This is a genomic window from Frigoribacterium sp. VKM Ac-2859 (genome assembly GCF_013204925.1).
Taxonomy (GTDB): Bacteria; Actinomycetota; Actinomycetes; order Actinomycetales; family Microbacteriaceae; genus Frigoribacterium.
This window is the reverse complement of the sequence record NZ_JABMLC010000001.1, coordinates 222,454-240,959: the sequence shown is the minus strand read 5'-3', so window position 1 is coordinate 240,959 and position 18,506 is coordinate 222,454. Positions and strand designations below refer to the sequence as shown.

General features: G+C 70.4%; 19 protein-coding genes. 11 read left to right on the top strand and 8 right to left on the bottom strand.

Features of this window, described 5'->3' with window-relative positions; genetic code table 11:
- Together HQQ78_RS01150 and lnt are read left to right on the top strand one after the other, a co-directional pair.
- Positions 1–2,496 (top strand): DEAD/DEAH box helicase, encoded by a 2,496-nt coding sequence (locus HQQ78_RS01150; RefSeq protein ID WP_173150828.1) that lies wholly within the window; start codon positions 1–3, stop codon positions 2,494–2,496.
- 74 nt (positions 2,497–2,570) lie between these two features.
- On the top strand, positions 2,571–4,199 hold the full coding sequence (gene lnt, locus HQQ78_RS01145) for an apolipoprotein N-acyltransferase (protein ID WP_173150827.1): 1,629 nt from the start codon (positions 2,571–2,573) through the stop codon (positions 4,197–4,199).
- A gap of 84 nt (positions 4,200–4,283) precedes the next feature.
- On the opposite strand, the gene HQQ78_RS01140 is transcribed toward lnt, so the two are convergent.
- The 4 genes from HQQ78_RS01140 to HQQ78_RS01125 all read right to left on the bottom strand — a co-directional run bounded on the left by HQQ78_RS01140 (position 4,284) and on the right by HQQ78_RS01125 (position 7,177).
- Positions 4,284–4,649, bottom strand: a complete 366-nt coding sequence (locus tag HQQ78_RS01140; RefSeq protein WP_043594952.1) for an RNA polymerase-binding protein RbpA — start codon at positions 4,647–4,649, stop codon at positions 4,284–4,286.
- 116 nt (positions 4,650–4,765) lie between these two features.
- The gene (locus HQQ78_RS01135; protein WP_371740301.1) at positions 4,766–5,554 is read right to left on the bottom strand and encodes a glycerophosphodiester phosphodiesterase family protein; all 789 of its coding nucleotides are present in this window, start codon (positions 5,552–5,554) and stop codon (positions 4,766–4,768) included.
- Positions 5,554–6,693: an SPFH domain-containing protein gene (locus tag HQQ78_RS01130; RefSeq protein WP_254064998.1), complete on the bottom strand. Its 1,140-nt coding sequence runs from the start codon at positions 6,691–6,693 to the stop codon at positions 5,554–5,556. Before HQQ78_RS01130 ends, HQQ78_RS01135 begins: the two co-directional genes overlap by 1 nt.
- Positions 6,694–6,697: 4 nt before the next feature.
- Positions 6,698–7,177 carry an NfeD family protein gene (locus tag HQQ78_RS01125; RefSeq protein WP_056045080.1) on the bottom strand — a complete coding sequence of 160 codons (480 nt, stop codon included), beginning with the start codon at positions 7,175–7,177 and terminating at the stop codon, positions 6,698–6,700.
- A 123-nt stretch (positions 7,178–7,300) separates the two neighbouring features.
- Here HQQ78_RS01125 and HQQ78_RS01120 point away from each other — a divergent pair, with 123 nt between their 5' ends.
- From HQQ78_RS01120 to HQQ78_RS01095, 6 genes are all read left to right on the top strand, one after another.
- Complete coding sequence (locus HQQ78_RS01120; RefSeq protein ID WP_056045077.1) at positions 7,301–8,068, top strand: SDR family oxidoreductase; 768 nt, start codon at positions 7,301–7,303, stop codon at positions 8,066–8,068.
- A 13-nt stretch (positions 8,069–8,081) separates the two neighbouring features.
- Positions 8,082–8,546 carry an NUDIX hydrolase gene (locus HQQ78_RS01115; protein ID WP_056045075.1) on the top strand — a complete coding sequence of 155 codons (465 nt, stop codon included), beginning with the start codon at positions 8,082–8,084 and terminating at the stop codon, positions 8,544–8,546.
- 149 nt (positions 8,547–8,695) lie between these two features.
- Positions 8,696–9,196, top strand: a complete 501-nt coding sequence (locus HQQ78_RS01110) for a hypothetical protein (protein ID WP_173150826.1) — start codon at positions 8,696–8,698, stop codon at positions 9,194–9,196.
- 12 nt (positions 9,197–9,208) lie between these two features.
- Entirely contained in the window at positions 9,209–9,796 is a 588-nt protein-coding gene (gene folE, locus HQQ78_RS01105; protein WP_173150825.1) for a GTP cyclohydrolase I FolE, read from the top strand.
- Positions 9,789–10,730, top strand: a complete 942-nt coding sequence (gene folP / locus HQQ78_RS01100; RefSeq protein WP_371740300.1) for a dihydropteroate synthase — start codon at positions 9,789–9,791, stop codon at positions 10,728–10,730. The genes folE and folP overlap by 8 nt, the downstream gene beginning before the upstream one ends.
- Positions 10,727–11,491: a pyrimidine reductase family protein gene (locus HQQ78_RS01095; RefSeq protein ID WP_216844137.1), complete on the top strand. Its 765-nt coding sequence runs from the start codon at positions 10,727–10,729 to the stop codon at positions 11,489–11,491. The genes folP and HQQ78_RS01095 overlap by 4 nt, the downstream gene beginning before the upstream one ends.
- A gap of 80 nt (positions 11,492–11,571) precedes the next feature.
- Here HQQ78_RS01095 and dhaM read toward each other — a convergent pair whose 3' ends face one another.
- The 3 genes from dhaM to dhaK all read right to left on the bottom strand — a co-directional run bounded on the left by dhaM (position 11,572) and on the right by dhaK (position 13,992).
- Positions 11,572–12,258 carry a dihydroxyacetone kinase phosphoryl donor subunit DhaM gene (gene dhaM, locus HQQ78_RS01090; protein WP_056045065.1) on the bottom strand — a complete coding sequence of 229 codons (687 nt, stop codon included), beginning with the start codon at positions 12,256–12,258 and terminating at the stop codon, positions 11,572–11,574.
- Positions 12,259–12,260: 2 nt separating this feature from the next.
- Positions 12,261–12,911, bottom strand: coding sequence for a dihydroxyacetone kinase subunit DhaL (gene dhaL, locus HQQ78_RS01085; protein WP_056045063.1), 651 nt, complete (start codon positions 12,909–12,911; stop codon positions 12,261–12,263).
- 79 nt (positions 12,912–12,990) lie between these two features.
- Positions 12,991–13,992: a dihydroxyacetone kinase subunit DhaK gene (gene dhaK, locus HQQ78_RS01080; RefSeq protein WP_173150824.1), complete on the bottom strand. Its 1,002-nt coding sequence runs from the start codon at positions 13,990–13,992 to the stop codon at positions 12,991–12,993.
- 198 nt (positions 13,993–14,190) lie between these two features.
- On the opposite strand from dhaK, the gene HQQ78_RS01075 reads away from it, so the two are divergent.
- Together HQQ78_RS01075 and glpK are read left to right on the top strand one after the other, a co-directional pair.
- A complete protein-coding gene (locus HQQ78_RS01075; RefSeq protein ID WP_123517649.1) occupies positions 14,191–14,928 on the top strand; it encodes an MIP/aquaporin family protein in 738 nt (245 codons plus the stop codon).
- A 157-nt stretch (positions 14,929–15,085) separates the two neighbouring features.
- Positions 15,086–16,606, top strand: coding sequence for a glycerol kinase GlpK (gene glpK, locus HQQ78_RS01070; protein ID WP_056045060.1), 1,521 nt, complete (start codon positions 15,086–15,088; stop codon positions 16,604–16,606).
- 79 nt (positions 16,607–16,685) lie between these two features.
- Here the strand turns inward: glpK and trpD are convergent, their stop codons facing one another.
- On the bottom strand, positions 16,686–17,741 hold the full coding sequence (trpD, locus tag HQQ78_RS01065; protein ID WP_173150823.1) for an anthranilate phosphoribosyltransferase: 1,056 nt from the start codon (positions 17,739–17,741) through the stop codon (positions 16,686–16,688).
- 106 nt (positions 17,742–17,847) lie between these two features.
- Between trpD and HQQ78_RS01060 the strand changes: the two genes are divergently transcribed.
- Positions 17,848–18,492, top strand: a complete 645-nt coding sequence (locus HQQ78_RS01060; protein ID WP_082460212.1) for a heme-copper oxidase subunit III — start codon at positions 17,848–17,850, stop codon at positions 18,490–18,492.
- Positions 18,493–18,506: the final 14 nt, after the last annotated feature.

Below are 18,506 nucleotides of genomic sequence, written 5' to 3'. Positions count from 1 at the left end.
GTGAGCCCCGACCTCAGTCCCGCGGAACGCTTCGCTGCGGCGAAGACGCGAGACAAGACCCCCAAGCTCCAGGCCTTCCGGTCCCGTCTCGGCTTCGCGCTCGACCCGTTCCAGCTCGCCGCGTGCGCCGCCCTCGAAGCGGGCGACAGCGTCCTCGTCGCAGCACCGACCGGCGCCGGCAAGACCCTGGTGGCCGAGTACGCGATCCACCTCGCCATGCAGGACCCGCGGGCCAAGGTGTTCTACACCGCACCCATGAAGGCACTGAGCAACCAGAAGTTCCAAGAGCTCGTGGCCGAGTACGGAGCGTCCGAGGTCGGGCTGCTCACCGGTGACACGAACGTGAACTCCCGGGCGCGCATCGTCGTGATGACGACCGAGGTGCTCCGCAACATGATCTACGCCGGGTCCGAGATGCTGACCGACCTGCGGTACGTCGTCCTCGACGAGGTCCACTTCCTGGCCGACCGGTTCCGCGGTGCGGTCTGGGAAGAAGTCATCATCCACCTGCCGCTCGACGTGCGGCTCATCTCCTTGAGCGCCACGGTGTCGAACGCCGAAGAGTTCGGCGACTGGCTCCAGACGGTCCGGGGGAGCACCGAGGTCATCGTCTCCGAGGACCGTCCCGTGCCGCTCGACCAACACGTCCTGGTCGGGGGCAAGTTCCTCGACCTCTTCGACTCCTCGGGGCAGGCCGCGACGAACCGGGTCAACCCCGAGCTCCTGCGCGCGACCTCGCTCGGCCGACGCGGCGGGCGGAGCGGTGGTCGTCGAGACGGCCACTCCGCGGGTCGGACCGGCCCCCGGGGCCACGTCGTTCCGCCGACGCAGGGCGGTCCCGGTCGCCTCGACCGCTGGAAGATCGTCGAGATGCTCGACGACCAGAACCTGCTTCCCGCCATCTTCTTCGTCTTCAGCCGGGTCGGCTGCGACCAGGCCGTGTCCCAGGTGCTGAGGTCGGGCATCCGTCTCACGACCGCCGACCAGCGTCGCGAGATCCGCGAGATCGTCGAGGCCCGTTGTCGCACCCTGCGCGACGAAGACCTCGCGGTCCTCGGCTACTGGCGGTGGCTCGACGGGCTCGAGCGAGGTGTGGCGGCCCACCACGCCGGCCTGTTGCCGGCCTTCAAAGAAGTCGTCGAGGAGCTCTTCCAGAAGAAGCTCGTCAAGGTCGTCTTCGCGACCGAGACGCTGGCGCTCGGCATCAACATGCCGGCCCGCACCGTCGTGCTCGAGAAGCTCGAGAAGTTCAACGGCGAGGCTCGGGTGCCCATCACGCCCGGCGAGTACACCCAGTTGACCGGTCGTGCCGGTCGCCGGGGCATCGACGTCGAGGGCCACTCGCTCATCCAGTGGCAGCAGGGTCTCGACCCGCAGGCCGTCGCCTCGTTGGCCTCGCGGCGCACCTACCCGATGAACAGCAGCTTCCGGCCGACGTACAACATGGCCGTCAACCTCATCGAGCAGTTCGGACGATCCCGCACCCGCGAGGTGCTCGAGACGTCGTTCGCCCAGTTCCAGGCCGACCGCTCGGTCGTCGACCTGGCCCGCAAGGTGCGATCGCAGCAGCAGTCACTCGACGGCTACGCCGCGTCGATGGCGTGCCACCTGGGTGACTTCGGCGAGTACACGATGCTGCGTCGCGAGGTCGGCGACCTCGAGAAGCAGGGGGCGGCCCGGGCCGACTCGCAGTCGCGGGCCGAGCGCGACAAGCGTCAGCGCCGCATCGGCGAACTGCGTCGGCAGGTGCGGACGCACCCCTGCCACGCCTGTCCGGAGCGTGAACAGCACGCCCGCTGGTCCGAGCGCTGGTTCAAGCTGAAGAAACAGACCGACCAACTGTCGGCGCAGATCCGCAGTCGGACCGGCGCCGTCGCCAAGGTCTTCGACCGGGTCACCGACGTGCTGCTCGACCGCGGCTACCTCGTCCCCACGGGCACGAACGCAGGAGGGGCGGGTCGCGTCCCGCGGGACGCCGAGGTCACCGTCGCCCCGAGCGGTCGCACGTTGCGTCGCATCTACGGCGATCGCGACCTGCTCGTGGCCGAGAGCCTCCGCCTCGGTGTGTGGAACATGCTCGACGTTCCGTCCATGGCGGCCATGGCGGCCACCCTCGTGTACGAGCCGCGTCGGGACGAAGGCCAGCTCTCCGAGCGGTTCCTGCCTCGCGGCGAGTTCCGTGCCGCGCTCGACGCCACGCAACTGCTCTGGGCAGAACTCGACGACCTCGAGCACGAGCACCACCTTCCGGGCAGCCAGCCCCCGGCACCGGGTCTCGCCCTCGCGATGCACCGTTGGGCCCGGGGTGCCGCACTCGATTCTGTGCTCGACGACGCCGACCTCGCCGCGGGCGACTTCGTCCGCTGGACGAAGCAGACGATCGACCTGCTCGACCAGCTGTCGGTCGTGGGGGACCTGCCGGTCGGTCCGACGGCCCGGCAGGCGCTCGACGCCGTCCGTCGCGGCATCGTGGCCTACACCGCGGTCGGCCCCTGACCCTCCTCCCCGACGAGGCCGGACGTCCGCCGAGGACGACCGGCCTCCCAGACGCCGCCACCTAGAATCACGGGGTGTCTTCCCGAGCGACCGACGTCCGACTGCCCCTCTGGCTCGCCCTGATCGTCGCCCTCGGTGCCGGCGCCGTCCTCGACGGTGGCTTCCCGGACGGCGACGTCTGGCCGCTGACCTTCGTCGGCATCGGGTTCGTGCTGGTGGCCCTCCGGGGCCGGTCGCTCGGCGGTTCCTTCCTGGTCGGCCTCGTGGCGGGCCTGTCCTTCTACCTGATCCACATCTCGTGGGCGACGCTCTTCCTCGGTGTCGTGCCCTGGGCCGCGCTGTCGACCCTCGAGGCGCTCTTCTTCGCCGCCGGGGCGATGCTCATCACCCTCGCGTACCGCTGGGTCCCGCTCATCTGGCCCGGCACCCTGGGCCGCACGGTCCTCCTGCCCGTCGTCGTCGGGGGGCTCTGGACGCTCCGTGAGTTCGTCGCCGGCAACTGGCCCTACGGCGGCTTCGCCTGGGGTCGCGTGGCCCTCAGCCAGTCCGAGAGCCCGTTCGCCGGTCTCGTCGCCTGGCTCGGCATCTCGGGGCTGTCGTTCCTCATGGTGGCGATCGTCGCCGCACTGATCCAGCTCGCCCTGCAGACGACCGTCCGGGGTTCGACCCGCGTGCTCGCCGCTGCCACGGTCGTGGTCGCCGCCCTCGCGGTGCCGCACTGGCCGACGCACTCCTCGGGCACCGCCACCATCGTCGCCGTCCAGGGCGACGGCGACGCCGGCTACTTCGCCGACCGGCAGTACGGCGACCTGACCAACGCCCAGGTCCTCGCGATGAGCGACTTGCAGGCCCAGCTCGCACGGCTGCCGGAGGACCAGCGCTCCCTCGACATGATCGTGTGGCCCGAGGGAGGCAGCGACCGTGATCCCACCCGCGACGCCACCGGCCAGTACGTCTTCGACGCGATCTCCCGTGGCTACGACGCCCCCCTCGTGTCGGGTGTCATCACCGAGAGCGACGACGGTGAGACCGTCCACAACTCGTCCCTGCTCTGGTCGGGCGGTGGGGTGACGGACCAGTACGACAAGAAGCACCCGGTCCCGTTCGGGGAGTACGTCCCCGACCGCGCCTTCTGGCGGCCCTTCGCTCCCGACCTGATCGACCTCATCGGGCGGGACTACACGCCGGGCACGCGGGACGAGGTCTTCGACCTCGGTGACTTCCGTGCCGGGATCTCGATCTGCTTCGACATCGTCGACGACCAGCTCATCACCAACATGATGGACGAGGGCGCGCAGGTCATCATCGGCCAGACGAACAACGCCGACTTCGGGACCCGTCCCGGGCAGACCGACGAGAACGAGCAACAGCTCGCCATCGCACGCCTGCGGGCGATCGAGACGGCGCGTCCCCTCGTCAACGTCTCGACCGTCGCCTCCACGCGGGCCATCGACGCCTCGGGCCGTACGACGGCGAGCATCCCCGACTACGAGCCCGGAACGATGGTGGCGGTCGTCGACCTCGGCACCGGGACGACGCCCGCCGTCGTGGCGAGTCGGGCGATCGAACTCCTCGTGTCGTTCTTCGGTCTCGCGCTGCTGCTGCTGTCGCGCCTCTTCATCGGGACCCGGCGTTCCACTCGTCGACGCCGGCTCGACGAGGCACCCGATCCGGTCCTGCCGCGGTGGCGGGTCGTCGACTGACGGTCCGGCCCCGCCGAGACGAGAGAAGGCCCGACCACCGTGAGGTGGTCGGGCCTTCTCGTCGGATCGCTGCCGGACGGGTCGTCAGGCGCCGATCTTGTGCTGGCCCTTGCGGGCCCTGAGGAAGTCGAGTCGTTCTTGGAGGAGCTCCTCGAGCTCGTCGCGGCTGCGTCGCTCGAGCAACATGTCCCAGTGGCTCCGGGGGACCTTCACGTCTCCGGCGTCGATCTCGACGGGCTTGCCGTCGGCCGAGAGCAGACGACCCTCTTGGCCGCTCTTGGGTGACTGCCAGATGTCGGGGATCTCGGCGTCCGCAGCGAACACCATGTCGAACGTCTGACCGTCGGTCGTCTGGTAGACGGCCTTCTTGCGGGGCGAGAACTCCACGCCCTCTTCGCTCTGCAGGCTCTGGCTGCCGAGCCTCATTCCGCGCAAACTGCGATCTGCCATTGTGTGGTCTCCTCTCGCGTTGCAATCACCCGTTGTAACCCGTTCTGGACCTCCGCCGTTCCGAGCCGTGCGATTTCACAGTCCCTTCACAGTGCCCGGGCAGTCTCGGGCCAGGGTCACACGGCGCGCCGACGCACCTCGTCGAGCGCCAGGTCGGCGCGATCGGTGACGATGCCGTGCACGCCCAGGTCGAGCAGCCTCACCATGTCGGCAGGCTCGTTGACGGTCCACACGTGCGTCTCGACGCCCAGGGCCGCCCACTCGGCCACGCGCGCAGCCGTGACGATGCGGACCGGGCCCTTGCGCTCAGGGACCTGGACGGCCCGGCACCCGACGAGGGCGCGCCGCACCAGCGATCGCCGGAGGCGGGGGAGCGGGACGAGGCCTCCGGCCACCGCCGCGACGATGCCCCGGGACGAGGCCGACGTCGCGACTCCCGGCAGCGCCCGGACCGCCCGCAGACGCCTCCGGTGGTCGAACGAGGTCACCAGGACGCGATCCGTCGCCCGGACGCGGGCGATCGCTCGGACGGCCGGCGCGACGGCTTCGTCCGACTTGAGGTCGATGTTGAACCGGGTCTCGGGGAAGGCGTCGAGCGCCTCGTCGAGGGTGGGGATCTCGTGCTCACCGTTAAGCCGGACCATCTTGACCTCCGCGAGGTCGAGGTCGAGGAGGCGCTGCTCGCGTCCCGCGAGCCGCGTCAGGTCGGGATCGTGGCTGATCACCGCGATGCCGTCGCGCGTGGCGTGCACGTCGGTCTCGACGTACGCCGCCCCGGCCGACACGGCGAGGGCGAACGCCAGCATCGTGTTCTCCGGGGCGTCGACGGCCAGGCCGCGATGCGCCAACACCCGGGGGCCGGCCGGAGCGAACCAGCCGGCCGAGATCGGGGGAGCGGACGGCACTACGAGGTCGCAGGAGGAGTGGTCGGCCCGGTGTCCGACGCGCCCGCCCCGGGGGCCGGCCGCTCGGCGCCGGCCGCACCCGCGCCTCCGGAACCGACACCGGAGCCGGTCTCACCGGGCGTGGTGACGGTCGGGAAGCCGAGGTCCGGTTCGGCCTCGAGGTCGACGGTCGATGCGAGGTCGGGCGTGACGTCCATCTCGGAGACCTTGGGGGCCTCGGTCGGGGTCCATCCGGGGGCGTTCGGGTCGCGCGGGGCGAAGAAGCCCTGCCCGATGCCCTTCAGGGCCTCGGTCAACTCGCTCGGGATGATCCACATCGTGTTGGCCGAGCCGTCCGCGATCTTCGGCAGGGTCTGGAGGTACTGGTACGCGAGCAGCTTCGGGTCGGGGTCGCCGGCGTGGATGGCGTTGAAGACCGTCGCGATGGCCTCGGCTTCGCCCTGTGCCCGCAGCACCTGGGCCTTGGCGTCGCCCTCGGCCTTGAGGATCGACGACTGTCGCGACCCCTCGGCCTCGAGGATCTGGGACTGCTTGGTGCCCTCGGCGGTGAGGATGGCGGCGCGACGGTTGCGCTCGGCACGCATCTGCTGCTCCATCGAGTCCTGGATCGACAGGGGCGGATCGATGGCCTTCAGCTCGACGCGACCGACCCGGATGCCCCATTTGCCGGTGGCCTCGTCGAGCACGATGCGCAGCTGGCCGTTGATGTTGTCGCGACTGGTGAGGGCCTGCTCGAGGTTCAACCCGCCGACCACGTTGCGCAGCGTGGTCGTCGTGAGCTGTTCGACGGCCCCGAGGTAGTTGGCGATCTCGTAGGTGGCCGCCCGGGCGTCGGTCACCTGGAAGTACACGACCGTGTCGATCGAGACGACCAGGTTGTCCTCGGTGATGACGGGCTGCGGCGGGAACGAGACGACCTGCTCGCGCATGTCGATCAGCGGCCGCACGCGGTCGATGAACGGCACCAGCAGGTTGAGCCCGGGGGAGAGGGTCTTGTGGTACCGCCCCAGACGTTCGACCACGCCGGCACTCGCCTGCGGGATGATGCGGACCGAGCGGAAGAGGATGACGAGGACGAGCACGACGACGATCGCGACGACCACGATCGTGACGACGGTTCCGGCACTGATGGTGTCCATGGCTTCAGGACCTCTCTGCGGGGGCGACGAAGGCGGTCGACCCCTCGATGGCGGTCACGACGACCGGGGCCCCGGTGTCGAGTGCGAGGTCGGGGCCTGCCGACGTCGCGGGGGAGGACAGCACGCGGGCCGTCCAGGTCTCGCCGTTCGACAGCTTGACCTGGCCGGGGTCGGAGCCGATGGGCACGACGACCGTGCCGCGCAGCCCGAGCAGCGCCTCGACGTTGCTGGGGGTCGGATCGCCCCCGCGGCGGAGCGCCCGCAGCAACGGCGGCCGCACGGTGAACAGCAACAGGACCGCGAGGACGGCCGCGATGATCGCCTGCAGCCACCACGGGGCACCGAAGAGGCCGGCGAGCAGCCCGCCGACGCTGCCGATGGCGAGCATGAGGAAGGTGAACTCGAGCGTCGTCACCTCGACGATGACGAACACCAGGATGAGCGCGATCCACGCGACCCATGCGTAATCGTTCAAGACGTCCACGTCGACCTTCTCTCGTTCCCCTGTTATGAAAACTATCACCCGCCCCTGACGATGACGAGGGGGATTGGTAGGGTCGAGTCCGGTCCACGGGCCGATCGATCCCCGCACAGTCTGGAGCACGCCTTGTCCAACCCCCTCGCCGCAGAGTCCCTCGCCGGAGCCCGAGTCCTGGTCACCGGATCGTCCCGGGGGATCGGTGCCGACACCGTGCGCTACTTCGCCGAGGCCGGAGCCAAGGTCGTCGTGAACTACCGCAACAAGGAGAAGCGCGCACTGCAGCTCGTCTCGACCATCGAGCAGGCGGGCGGCGAGGCGATCGCCATCGGGGCCGACCTCACCGACGAGGCCAGCCTGGCGGCGATGTTCGACACGGTGCGTGACGCCTGGGGCGGCCTCGACGTGCTCGTGATGAACGCCTCGGGCGGCATGGAGACGGGCATGGCCGAGGACTACGCGCTCAAGCTCAACCGCGACGCCCAGGTGGCGCTGTTGACCGCGGCCCTGCCGCTGCTCGCCCCGGGGTCGCGCGTCGTCTTCGTCACGAGCCACCAGGCCCACTTCATCCGCACGACCGAGACGATGCCCGAGTACCTCCCCGTCGCCCTCAGCAAGCGTGCCGGCGAGGACGCCCTGCGCGAGATGCTGCCGCAGCTCGAGACCGCGGGCGTCGAGTTCGTCGTGGTCTCGGGGGACATGATCGAGGGCACGATCACGGCGACCCTGCTCGAACGCTCGAACCCCGGTGCCATCTCGTCACGGAAAGAGAGCGCGGGCAAGCTGTACAACGTCGCGGAGTTCGCCGCCGAGGTCGCGTCGGCCGCCGTCGATCCCGTCCCGGCCGACCACACCCGCCTGGTGGGCGACACCAGCGACTTCGCCCCGATCGTCTGAGACGGGCCCCTTCGTGACCGAGCGCATCGTCCGACCGACCTCGCGCCTCCTCGTCCTCGACGACGACGACCGCGTGCTGCTGATGAAGACGGTGGCGCCCGACACGAGTCGCTTCGCTCGCTGGATCACGCCGGGTGGCGGGGTCGACCCGGGCGAGACCCATGTCGAGGCGGCGATCCGCGAGTTGCACGAAGAGACCGGACAGGTGGTCACCGAGGTCGGTGACGTCGTGCGCGTGGACGACTTCGAGGTGTCCTGGGACGACGCCGACCACACGCACGGTCACGCCGAGTTCTACGTCGTCCGCCTTCCGCACTTCGAGGTCGTCGACGACGACTGGACCGACGACGAGCGCAGCGACATCGTCGAGTCGCGCTGGTTCACCCTCGACGAGCTGGCGACCACCGACGAGCCGGTCGAACCCGGCGACCTGGCCGAGCTGCTGCGTCGGGTGCTGGCCGAGTCGTCCGGGGCGTGAGGGCGGGGCGCCACCCGAGCCACCGTGCACCCCTTCCGGCGTCATCTCTGTGTGACTGATAATGCGCATTATGTCAAGTAACATCGAGAGGGGCGACGGAAGCGCTCCCCGCTGACGCACGCCGCGCCTCCTCGGAGTTTCCTGGTCGCATGACGACCGACACGACCCCCACGCCGCCCGACGACGCGCATCGCCGACCCCAGGGGCTCGACGACGACACCGTCGCTGCCCTCGGTGAACTCTCCGCCGCGCTCGAGATCGTCGAGCAGGCCCGTGGATTCCTCTACGGATTCCACCGACTGACGGGCAAGGCCGACCTCGCCCTCGGCGATGCCGTGGAATCGCTTCGCCGAGCCGGGCACGACGAGATCGCCGACCTGCTGGACCGGGACCTCGTCGGTCGCAACGTCGTCGAGGGACACTGGACCTACCAACTCGTCGAGGACTACGACGACGGCTACTACGCCGCCTTCCGCGACCATGAGAAGAACGTACGTGATTCCTTGGCGGACGGCAAGAAGCACCTCTTCGAGGCCGAGATGAAGGAGGCGCGGCGCAGCCACGGACGGCGCCACCACGAGGCGCTCCCCCGCGAGACCGCCGTCGACCTCGGGAGCAGCACGGACGGCGCGGTCGGCCCCTCCGCCTGAGAGGATGGTGCGATGACTCCTCCGCCGATCGACGGGCCCCGCATCGAGGCCGCCGTGCTCGAACTGCTCGCCGCGATCGGTGAGGACGTCGACCGGCCCGGGCTCGAGTCGACCCCCCGACGCGTGGCCGACGCCTACGCCGAGTTCTTCTCGGGGCTCACGGTCAACGCGGCCGAACTCGTCCGCCAGGCCACCGTCCCGGCCGAAGCGCACCAGCTGGGCGAGGTCGTGATCGTTCGCGACATCTCGTTCCGGTCGGTGTGCGAGCACCACCTGCTGCCCTTCGTCGGCGTCGCTCACGTGGCCTACGTCCCGGGCGAGACGATCGTCGGCTTGGGTGCGCTCCCCCGCGTGGTCGACGCGGTCGCCTCGCGCCCCCAGCTCCAGGAGCGGCTCGGCGAGGAGATCGCCGAGGCCGTGCAGACCGGCGCCCGCCCCGACGGCGTCCTCGTGGTGCTCGACGCCTCGCACGGATGCGTCACGACCCGGGGCCCCCGTCAGACGGGCAGCACGACGGTGACGCTCGCGAGCCGGGGCGTCCTGTCCACGCCGTCGGCGCGGGCCGAGGCGGTCGCCCTGATCGGCACCTCCCGTGGCTGAGGCGGCCGCTCCCTCCCCCGCGGCCCACCCCGCCGGATTCGCCGTGCCGCCCCTCCTCGTCCCCCGCCGTCGCATCGGGTCGCGGACCTTCGACTTCTCGCACCAGGTCGCCGTCATGGCGATCGTCAACCGCACGCCCGACTCGTTCTTCGACCGTGGCGCGACCTTCGCCCTCGACCGCGCCGTGCAGGCCGCCGTGGACGCGGCCGAGGCGGGCGCCGACTGGGTCGACATCGGGGGCGTCCCCTTCGCGCCCGGGCCCGAGCTGTCCGCCTCCGACGAACTCGACCGGGTGCTGCCCGTGGTCGAGGCGCTCGCGAGCCGGTCCGACGTCGTGATCTCGGTCGACACCTTCCGCCCCGAGGTCGCGGAACGCGTCATCGGCGCCGGGGCGCACGTCGTCAACGACACCACGGGGCTCCACGATCCGCGCCTGGCCGACGTGGTCGCCGACGGCGAGGCCACGCTCGTCGTCACCCACAGCCTGGCGGCACCACGGCGTCCGCACCCCCGTCCGCACTACGGCGACGTCGTGGCCGAGGTCGTCGAGTTCCTCGCACGACGGGTCGACGTCGCCCGTGCCCACGGCGTGCCCGACGACAGACTCGTCGTCGATCCGGGGCACGACCTGAACAAGACGACCCGGCACTCGCTCGAACTCACCCGGCGCCTGTCCGAGGTGGCGGCCCTGGGTCACCCGACGCTCGCCGCGGTGTCCAACAAGGACTTCGTCGGCGAGTCGCTCGGTCGCGACAAGCCCGACCGCCTGGCGGGCTCGCTCGCGGCGGCCACGGTGAGCGTGCTGCAGGGCGCACGCGTCGTCCGCATGCACGACGTCCGGGCCAGCGTCGACGCCGTCCGGATGGTCGAGGCCATCCTCGGCTGGCGGGACCCCCTCGTCGAGCGCCACAACCTCGACGAGGACGCCTCGTGACCGCGACCACCCTCGTGCAGCTGCACCCCGCTCCCCCGGTCGGCCGCGACGCACTGACGATCGACGACCTCGTCGAGCTCCACCGGCCCCACGACCGGACGACGCCGTCCGTGCGGGCGAACTTCGTCGCCAGCGTCGACGGATCGGCGACGGCGGCCGGCAGGACGCGCGACCTGGGCGGGCCGGCCGACCTGCTCGTCTTCGACCTGCTGCGCCGACTCTGCGACGTGGTCGTGGTCGGGGCGGGCACGGTCCGCGACGAGGGCTACGGCCCGATGCGACTCGACGACGAGGCCGTCGCCTGGCGTCGGGCCGCGGGCCTGTCCGACCACCCCGTTTTCGCCGTGGTCTCGAGCGGACTCGGCCTCGACCCGGCGAGCGGCGTGTTCGCGGACGCCCCGGTCCGCCCTCTGGTGCTCACCCACGACGCGGCACCTCGCGCGGCTCGGGCCCGACTCGACGAGGTCGCCGACGTCGTGTCGTGCGGTCGCGACCGGGTGGACCCGCGCCTCCTCGTCCGGGTCCTGGTCGAGCGAGGGCTTCCCCAGATCCACACCGAAGGAGGCCCGGCGTTGCTCGGCGACCTCGTCGCCGCCGACGTCGTCGACGAGCTGTGCCTCACCGTGTCGCCCAACCTCGAGGGCGGAGCCGGCCCGCGCATCGTCGCGGCCCGCGACGAGATGGCCCTGCGCGGCCTCGCCCTCGACCACGTCCTGTTGTCGGGCGACATGCTCCTCACGAAGTGGTCGCGACGGCGCTAGGTCGCGACGGCGCTGGGTCGCGACGGCGCCAGGTCGCGGCCGCGCGACGCGAGGTCAGGAGGCGCGGGCTCCGCGGGCGATCAGCTCGCCTTCTCGCCGAAACCGCCTTCGATCAAGGCGATGAGGTCGTCCACGGCGGCCGCGGCGTCGGGACCGGTCGCCATGACGGCCACCGTCGAACCGACGCCCACGTTCAACCCCATGATGCGGAGCAGGCTCTTGGCGTCGACACCGTTCACCGTGACGTCGGCCTGGAACCGAGACGCGTGCGTGACGAGGTCGGCGGCGGGACGGGCGTGCAGCCCCGACGCGTTGACGAGGACGGCCGAGCGCTCGACGGCGTCGCCACCTCGGAGGTCGCGCTCGTCGGCGTGCGCGTCGGCGACTCCGGTGGCCGTCCGGGCGGCCGCCGCCACGGCCTCGAGGTCTCCCCCGGTCTCGGCGGACACGGCCGCGGCGACCGTTCCCTCGACCAGTGGCGCGTCGGCGATGAGCACCCGCTGCTTGTCGGCGTCGTCGAGGAAGTCGACGGCCGTCTCGCTCGTCAGGATGGCGGAACCGAGGTCGCAGAGCACGACCGCACCGCCGTCCCGCCCGGCCTCGGCCAGGGCGGCGGAGATCTTGTCGAAGCTGGTGCCGATGGACCCGTCGTCCGTCCCTCCGGCGGCCACGAGGGTGGTCGTGGGGGCCATCTGGCGAGCGAGGTCGACCACGCCCTCGGCGATCTTGACACTGTGCGAGACGACGACGATTCCGATGGTGGGCATGCTCAGGACTCCTTGCTCGAGCCGTCCGCGGCGTCGGCCGCGGCGGCGATGATGAGGGACGACGACTGCGCGCCGGGATCGCGGTGACCCACGGCACGCTCGCCGAGGTAGCTGGCTCGGCCCTTGCGGGCGACGAGGGGTTCGGTCGAGGCGGCACCGGTCGCCGCGGCGTCCGCTGCGGCACGGAGGACGCCTGCGGGCGAGGCACCGTCCGCAGCTGCGGCGGCTGCTGCGTCGACGGCCGGGGTCCACGCGTCGATCATGGTCTTGTCGCCGACCTCGGCCTTGCCCCTCAGCACGACACCGTCGCGGGCCGCGGTCAGGAAGGCGACCAGCGCCTCCGCGTCCAGCTCCGTGGCGTCGCCCAGGGCCGCCGACCCTTTCAGGTACGCCGTGCCCAGCAGGGGGCCCGACGCGCCGCCGACCGTCGAGATGAGCGTCGTGGCGACGAGTTTGAGGGCTGCTCCGGGCGTCGCGTCGGCGGGGAGGTCGGCGAGCCGGGCGCGCACGGCGGTGAAGCCGCGGGACAGGTTCTCGCCGTGGTCGCCGTCGCCGATCTGGCGGTCGAGTTCACTGAGGGCCGTGTGGTGGGCGGCGACGACGTCGGCCGTCCGGTCGATCCAGGCCCGGGTCCAGGTGGCGTCGAGTGTCATGCGGTGGTCGTTCCTCTCATCGTGCGGTGGTTCGGTGATGCGGCGCGGCGTGCCCTGCTCTCGGCATCCACGCGGACGCCTACCGGCCCCGGCGCAGGGCCGCGGTCTCGACCGGGGCGTCCCAGAGCTCGGCCAGCTCGTCGTCGAGGCGGGTCACCGTGATCGACATGCCCTGCATCTCGAGCGACGTGACGTACGAGCCGACGAGGCTGCGGTACACCTCGACGCCTCGTGCTTCGAGGGCCTCGGCCGCACGACGGTAGGCGATGTACAGCTCGACGAGCGGCGTACCGCCCATGCCGTTGACGAAGAGCAGCACCCGTTCGCCGGAGGCGAGTCCCAGATCGTCGGTGACGGCGTCGAGCAACCGGTCGACGATGGCGTCGACCGGTTCGAGCGGGATGCGCTCCCGCCCCGGTTCGCCGTGGATGCCGATCCCGATCTCGACCTCGTCGTCGGCCAGCGTGAAGCTCGGCTCACCGGCATGGGGGACGGTGCCCGCGGTGAGGGCGACGCCCATCGACCTGGTCGCCGCGTTCGTGCGCCGAGCAACCTCGGCGACGGCGTCGAGCGAATCGCCCCGCTCGGCCGCGGCGCCGGCGGTCTTCTCGACCACGACCGTGCCGGCGACGCCTCGGCGACCGGCCGTGTAGAGGGAGTCCTTGACCGCGACGTCGTCGTCGACGACCACCGAGCGCACCGAGATGCCCTCGGCCTCCACGAGGTCGGCAGCCGTCTCGAAGTTGAGGACGTCGCCCGTGTAGTTCTTGACAATGTAGAGGACGCCCGCTCCTGCGTCCACGGCCTGCGTGGCGGCGACGATCGGATCGGGCGTGGGCGACGTGAACATCGGACCCGGCACGGCGGCCGAGAGCATGCCGAAGCCGACGAACCCCGCGTGCAACGGTTCGTGACCGCTGCCGCCGCCGCTCACGATCGCGACCTTGCCGGCCACGGGAGCCGCCGATCGGCGGACGAACGTCGGGTCGTGCGAGACGACCACGAGGTCGGCGTGAGCCGCGCCGAAGCCGGCCACGGCCTCGGCGACGACGTCGGACGGATCGTTGATGAGCTTCTTCATCGAAGTCCCTTTCTCGGCGCCGGGAACGGTGCTCTGGTGCACCAGGCTGCCGCTCAACCTACTCCCGGCACCCCCTGATGCACATATGTGCAATCACCGGATCTTTCCTTCTCATCACGTGTGATCACCGCACTAAGGTGTTGACACACGCTCACCGCGGGTGCACTGTCGCCCCGCCGTACGACAAGGAAGGTCGACGTGAACCTGGGATTGATTTTTCTTTCAGAAACGGTGGGCACCGCATTGCTGCTCACCCTCGGTGGCGGAGTCGTCGCCAACGTCGCCCTCACGAAGACGAAGGGCTTCAACGGCGGCACGCTCATGGTCAACTTCGGCTGGGGTCTCGCGGTCTTCGTCGGCATCCTGGCCTCGTACTCGTCCGGGGCGCACCTCAACCCGGCCGTCAGCATCGCCCAGCTGATCCTCGGCAACATCACGTTCGCCGCGTTCCTCGTCTACGTCGCGGCGCAGATGGTCGGTGCGATCATCGGTGCGGTCGTCGTCTGGCTGGCCTACAAGCAGCACTTCGACGAGGAGCCCGACCCGGCCACCAAGCTCGGCGTGTTCTCGACCGGCCCGGCCATCCGCAACTACGGCTGGAACCTCGTCACCGAGATCATCGGCACCTTCGTGCTGGTCTTCACGATCATCGCCATCACCAACGGCGCCTCCCCGAACGCCGCGAACCTCGGCCCGCTCGGCGGCCTGGCCGTCGCACTCCTCGTGGTCGGCATCGGCGCCTCGCTCGGTGGTCCCACGGGCTACGCCATCAACCCGGCCCGCGACCTCGGCCCGCGCATCGCCCACGCCTTCCTGCCCATCAAGGGCAAGGGCGGCAGCGACTGGTCCTACGCCTGGGTGCCGGTCGTCGGCCCCCTCGTCGGCGGTGCCCTCGCGGCACTGCTGTCCTTCCCGCTCCTCCCCCTGGCCGCCTGACCCGGCGACCCGCTGATCGGCCGAGGCCGGCTCCCCCGCGCCGTCCGACGCCCATCGATCCACCCGCTCCCCGCAGAGGCTCGGGCCCGTCCGCTCCACTGGACCGACCCGGGCCTCCGTGCGAGCCGCATCCATCAACGACGAAGGAGTTCCACCCGTGAGCGACACCGACTACATCCTGGCCATCGACCAGGGAACGACCAGCACCCGCGCCATCATCTTCGACCACTCGGGCTCGATCGTGGCCACCGGCCAGAAAGAGCACGAGCAAATCTTCCCCCGTGCCGGCTGGGTCGAGCACGACCCCGCCGAGATCTGGGAGAACACCCGCGAGGTCATCGGCCAGGCCCTCTCCCGGGCCGACATCACGCGCCACAACATCAAGGCCGTCGGCATCACCAACCAGCGCGAGACCGCCGTGGTATGGGACAAGACCACCGGCAAGGCCGTCTACAACGCCATCGTCTGGCAGGACACCCGCACGCAGTCCATCGTCGACCGCCTGGCCGCCGACGGTGGCGTCGAGCGCTTCAAGCCGATCGTCGGCCTGCCGCTCGCGACCTACTTCTCGGGCACGAAGGTCGTCTGGATCCTCGAGAACGTCGAGGGCGCCCGTGAGAAGGCCGAGGCGGGCGACCTGCTCTTCGGCACGACCGACACCTGGGTCCTCTGGAACCTCACCGGCGGCACCGACGGCGGCGTCCACGTCACCGACGTGACGAACGCCTCGCGCACCCTCTTCATGGACCTCGAGACGCTCGAGTGGCGCGACGACATCCTCGAGGCCTTCGACGTGCCGAGGTCGATGCTCCCCGAGATCAAGAGCTCGTCCGAGGTCTACGGCACGGTCGAGGCCTCGAGCCTGCTGCGCGAGGTGCCCATCGCCGGCATCCTCGGCGACCAGCAGGCCGCCACCTTCGGCCAGGCCGCCTTCGACCAGGGCGAGTCGAAGAACACGTATGGCACCGGCAACTTCCTGATCTTCAACACGGGCGAAGAGATCGTCCACTCGAAGAACGGGTTGCTCACGACGCTCGGCTACAAGCTCGGCGACGCCGCACCCCACTACGCCCTCGAAGGGTCCATCGCGGTCACGGGTTCGCTGATCCAGTGGCTGCGCGACAACCTGGGCATGATCGGCTCCGCCCCCGAGGTCGAGGAGCTCGCCAAGACCGTCGAGGACAACGGCGGAGTGTACTTCGTGCCCGCCTTCTCGGGTCTGTTCGCGCCCTACTGGCGGTCCGACGCGCGTGGCGCCCTCGTCGGCCTCACCCGCTACGTCAACAAGGGCCACATCGCCCGCGCCGCCCTCGAGGCGACCGCGTTCCAGACCCGCGAGGTGCTCGACGCCGTCAACGCCGACTCCGGCGTCGACCTGACCGAGCTCAAGGTCGACGGTGGCATGACCGCCAACGACGCGCTCATGCAGTTCCAGGCCGACATCCTCGACGTCCCGGTCGTCCGTCCCGTGGTCGCCGAGACCACCGCGCTCGGAGCGGCCTACGCGGCCGGTCTCGCGGTCGGCTTCTGGGAAACGCTCGACGACCTCCGTGCCAACTGGCAGGAGGACAAGCGCTGGACGCCGAACATCGACGCCGACGAGCGTGACCGCACGCTGCGTCTCTGGAAGAAGGCCGTCACGAAGACCTTCGACTGGGTCGACGACGACGTCAACTGATCCTCCGCGCGAAGGGCCCGTCCGATCGGACGGGCCCTTCGTCGTCCGCCCGCCCGAGGACGAGGAGGCACGGTTGGTCTCAGGAGGCGCGGGTCGCCGCCACCCACTGGTCCAGTTTCGCGATCGCCGCCCCCGAGTCGACGGCGCGGGCCGCGACGTCCAGCTGCTCCCGAAAGCGGGCGAGGAGCGGCCGTTCGCGCTGGCCCGGGTCCGCGGCCAGCCCGTACGAGACCAGTCCGGCCGCCGCGTTGAGCAGCACGATGTCGCGGACGGGGCCGCGCTCCCCCGCCAGCACCTCGCGAGCGACGGCCGCGTTGTACGCCGCGTCGCCGCCGACGAGGTCGGAGATGATCGCCCGCGGGATGCCCAACTCGAGCGGGTCGAGGTCGTGCTCGGTCACCGACCCTCCGGTGACCTCCCAGATGTGACTGTGACCGGTGGTGGTCAACTCGTCGAGGCCGTCGTCGCCGCGGAACACGAGCGCCGTCGCGCCCCGGGTCTGGAACACGCCCACGATCAGCGGCACCTTGTCGAGCGACGCGACGCCGACCGCACTCGCCTCGGGTCGTGCCGGGTTCACGAGGGGCCCCAGGAAGTTGAAGACCGTCGGGACGCCGATCTCACGCCGCACGGCGGCGGCGTTGCCGAAGCCCGGGTGGAAGGCGGCCGCGAAGGCGAAGGTCAGCCCGGCTTCGCGCAGGACCTCGGCCACACGGTCGGCGCCGATGGTCAGGTCGATGCCGAGGGCCGACAGGACGTCCGAGGAACCGGACGACGAACTCGCCGCCCGGTTGCCGTGCTTAATGACGGGCACGCCGGTGGCCGCCACGACGACGGAGGCCATGGTCGAGACGTTGACCGTCCCGAAACGGTCTCCGCCCGTGCCGACGATGTCGACGGCCATGCTGTCGACCGGCAGGGCCACGGCGTGGGCGAGGACGGCGTCGCGGAATCCCACGATCTCGTCCACCGTCTCCCCCTTGGCCCGCAGGGCCACGAGGAAGGCCCCGAGCTGGGCCGGGGTGACGTCGCCGGTCATGACCTGCTCCATCGACCACGTCGCCTCGCTGATCGAGAGGTCGCGACCGACGAGGAGCGCGTCGATGATCAGGGGCCAGGTGAGCTCGGAGGTCATGCGCCCAGGCTACCGGCGGAGCACGGGCGGCCCCGATGTCTCGGCGTCAAGGGAAATTCCCGACCCGGGGTTTCGAGCGCAAACCCAAAGCGACTTACCAGGCATAATGGACCTCGTGACAAGTACCTCTCTCTCGAGACCTTCTGGCGGCCCCGTCGTCAATCGACCCAGCACGGTTGCCGTGGGCACCATCGTGTGGCTCGGCAGCGAGGTCATGTTCTTCGCCGGCCTCTTCGCGATCTACTTCACGCTCCGCTCGACGTCTCCGGGCCTGTGGGCCGACCAGACGGCGCTGCACAACGTGCCGTTCGCGCTGACCAACACCATCACCCTGGTGCTGTCCTCGGTCGCCTGCCAGTTCGGCGTGTTCGCGGCCGAGCGCATGCAGCCGCACCGTACCGGCCGCCTGTTCCAGGTCGGCCGCTGGGGCATGGTCGAGTGGTTCTTCCTCACCTACGCCATGGGCGCGGTCTTCGTCTGCGGCCAGGTGTTCGAGTACGCGACGCTGATCTCCGAGCACGTCACCCTCAGCTCCAGCGCCTACGGCTCGGCCTTCTACATGACGACCGGCTTCCACGGCGCCCACGTCATCGGTGGCCTCATCGCCTTCCTGCTCACCATCGGTCGTGCCTACGCAGTCAAGAACTTCGGTCACAAAGAGGCCACGACGGCCATCGTCGTGTCGTATTACTGGCACTTCGTCGACGTCGTCTGGATCGGCCTCTTCATCGTCATCTACCTCCTCAAATAGGCATTGGATCGTCT

What these genes read in the sequence shown, in the direction of transcription:
- HQQ78_RS01140 (WP_043594952.1), bottom strand. Translation starts at nt 4,649, where the DNA reads ATGGCAGATCGCAGTTTGCGCGGAATGAGGCTCGGCAGCCAGAGCCTG.
- HQQ78_RS01130 (WP_254064998.1), bottom strand. Translation starts at nt 6,693, where the DNA reads ATGGACACCATCAGTGCCGGAACCGTCGTCACGATCGTGGTCGTCGCG.
- HQQ78_RS01110 (WP_173150826.1), top strand. Translation starts at nt 8,696, where the DNA reads ATGACGACCGACACGACCCCCACGCCGCCCGACGACGCGCATCGCCGA.
- folE (WP_173150825.1), top strand. Translation starts at nt 9,209, where the DNA reads ATGACTCCTCCGCCGATCGACGGGCCCCGCATCGAGGCCGCCGTGCTC.
- dhaM (WP_056045065.1), bottom strand. Translation starts at nt 12,258, where the DNA reads ATGCCCACCATCGGAATCGTCGTCGTCTCGCACAGTGTCAAGATCGCC.
- dhaL (WP_056045063.1), bottom strand. Translation starts at nt 12,911, where the DNA reads ATGACACTCGACGCCACCTGGACCCGGGCCTGGATCGACCGGACGGCC.
- dhaK (WP_173150824.1), bottom strand. Translation starts at nt 13,992, where the DNA reads ATGAAGAAGCTCATCAACGATCCGTCCGACGTCGTCGCCGAGGCCGTG.
- trpD (WP_173150823.1), bottom strand. Translation starts at nt 17,741, where the DNA reads ATGACCTCCGAGCTCACCTGGCCCCTGATCATCGACGCGCTCCTCGTC.
- HQQ78_RS01060 (WP_082460212.1), top strand. Translation starts at nt 17,848, where the DNA reads ATGGACCTCGTGACAAGTACCTCTCTCTCGAGACCTTCTGGCGGCCCC.